The organism is Mycobacterium sp. TH-M116, assembly GCF_057473685.1.
In genome coordinates this window covers 1-2,598 of sequence record NZ_JBYCLC010000271.1, presented here as the reverse complement: position 1 = coordinate 2,598, position 2,598 = coordinate 1, and the positions used below count along the sequence as shown (strand labels likewise).

Sequence of the window (2,598 nt, the reverse complement as noted above, 5' to 3'; positions counted from 1 at the left end):
TTTTGGCCAAAGAGCTCGAGGTGCCGGTGGTGGCGATCAGCCAGCTCAACCGTGGCCCCGAGCAGCGCACCGACAAGAAGCCGATGCTGTCGGACCTCCGCGAGTCGGGATGCCTGACCGCCGCCACGCGAATCCTGCGTGCCGACACCGGCGCCGAGGTCACCTTCGGTGAGCTCATGCGGACCGGCGAGCGGCCGTGGGTGTGGTCGTTGGACGAGCGGATGCGCATGGTCGCCCGGCCGATGACCAACGTCTTTCCCAGCGGGCACAAAGAGGTGTTCCGGCTCCGGTTGGCCTCGGGCCGCGAGGTCGAGGCCACCGGCAACCATCCGTTCATGAAGCTCGACGGCTGGACCCCCTTGGAGCAGTTGCAGGTTGGCGATCGCATCGCGGCGCCGCGGCTTGTCCCGGAGCCCGTCGACACCCAGCGCATGGACGAGTCCGAGCTGATCCTGCTGGCCCACATGATCGGCGACGGATCGTGCGTGAAGCGCCAGCCGGTCCGCTACGCGTCGGTGGACGAGGCGAACCTCGGCGCGGTGACGATCGCCGCCGCCCACTTCGGCGTGCGGGCAATCCGTGACGAATACCCGGCGGCACGGGTGACCACGCTGCACCTGCCGGCGCCGGAGCGGTTGACCCACGGCAAGCGCAACCCGATCGCGGAGTGGTTGGACGGCCTGGGGCTGTTCGGGAAGCGCAGCCACGAAAAGTTCGTGCCGGAGCCGGTATTCCGCGCGCCCAATGATCAAGTTGCGCTGTTCCTGCGGCACCTGTGGGCGACGGACGGGTCGGTGCGGTGGGACGACAAGTCCGGCCAGGGGCGTATCTACTACGCGTCGACCAGCCGGCGTCTCATCGATGACGTCGCGCAACTTCTGCTTCGGCTGGGCGTACAAAGCCGACTTACGCGGGCTCGCAAGGCGGGATATCGCGACTGGTGGCATTTACGCATCGACGGGTCGACCAACCAAACGGCGTTCCTCACCAAGGCAGGCGTCCACGGGGCTCGGAGCATGACGGCGCGGGAAGTTCTCCAGCAGCTCACCTTGCGAACACGGCGACCGGGCGCGGACACCATACCCAAGGAGGTTTGGACGAGCGTACCGGCGACCATGGCTGCCAAAGGAATTACGAATGGCGCCCTCGGGCGCGCTATAGGATCGCCGTTTGGAGAGTCGAAATGGAACTATTCACCTGGCCGACTGAAATTGCATCGGGTCGCTGCTCTGCTAGGCGACGACTGCATTCATGATCTGGCTACCAATGATGTGTTCTGGGATTCAGTCGTTGAGATTACTAGTCTCGGAGAACAAGACGTCTACGATGGAACCGTAAGCGGTACACACAATTTCGTTGCTAACGGGATCGCAGCCCATAATAGCCTTGAACAAGATGCCGACATGGTGATCCTGCTGAACCGGCCGGACGCCTTCGAGCGTGATGACCCGCGCGGGGGAGAGGCGGATTTCATCCTCGCCAAACACCGCAACGGCCCCACCAAGACGGTCACCGTCGCACACCAGCTGCATTTGTCCCGGTTTGCGAACATGGCGAGGTGATTCTGATGTTGTCGAGATGCAACGAAGATTGACAAACCGCACGTCGTTGTTAAACAACGTAGGGCAGCCCTGACGGGTGTTCAGGCCCATTTCGGCAGTTAGCGATAGGTTTTCGCGTCGACGGTCTTGTCAAAGTAGCTGTCAATCTAGGCAACCGGGCGATTTCCAAACGGTGTGACGGAATTAGGGCCGCCTGAACTGCGCCGACGGTGATCGCACCCCCCGGGGCGAGGACGGTTGGGGGCGCTGGTAATCCGCTGACCTGCTGCTTGAGTCCAGCATCTTTTCGAGCGACTGAAGTTTCGTAATGGCCTGAAGAGAAGAACCCGGCCGGGAGTGGGACTTTCGTTGCGAGGCAGCGCGCTATTGGCCGCAGGAGTTTCCGCCGTGGCGCGGCTATGGCCCAAAGTGCAGAGCAGTGCTGAGATCGAATTCAGCGCATCATTGCTGAGGGGCGCCAGCTCGCGCTCTGGTCTGCCGGCGCGGAGTGCTCTTACTAAACGTGCGGTGGATGCTGCGGACGATATCGGTCTGCGGCGGGCTTGGAGTCGCTTCGGCCGTCCATGGCGGAGGATTCACGGACCGTAGGTGATGGAAGAGCTCGGCGAAGGTCATGCCAGCGGGCATGTCTTCGTCCCGAAATGCTCCGTGCCAACCCGCTGGAGTGTCCGAGTCGTCTTCCGGGCCACATTGAACGCCGTACGGGGCCGAAGGCCCGCATGGACTCAACCCATTTAATCGGGGGCGGTCGGCCACGCAACAGCATGTATCGGCGAAATCTGCGAACATCGACGAAACTGCGAACATCTACGCCGGGCCGCTTACGCGGTCTTGGCGGCGGCGCCGGTGAACAGATCAGCTGGTCGGGCCCAACCGAGGGTTTTACGTGGCCGGTCGTTGATCTCGTCGGCGACCCGCTGCAGTTCCTCGGGCGAGATGTGTTGCAGATCAGTGCCTTTGGGGAAGTAGTCGCGCAGCAGGCCGTTCATGTTCTCATTGGAGCCGCGTTGCCACGGCGAGTGCGCGTCGCAGAAGA

At 62.9% G+C, this 2,598-nt stretch carries 2 protein-coding genes; one reads left to right on the top strand and one right to left on the bottom strand.

The window, feature by feature from the left end; genetic code table 11:
* The coding region (locus AC2VOK_RS13615) for a replicative DNA helicase (RefSeq protein WP_428900952.1) at positions 1-1,562 on the top strand (1,562 nt) is incomplete at its 5' end.
* An 821-nt stretch (positions 1,563-2,383) separates the two neighbouring features.
* Here the strand turns inward: AC2VOK_RS13615 and AC2VOK_RS13610 are convergent.
* On the bottom strand, positions 2,384-2,598 hold a 215-nt coding region (locus AC2VOK_RS13610), incomplete at its 5' end, for an IS30 family transposase (protein ID WP_428900951.1).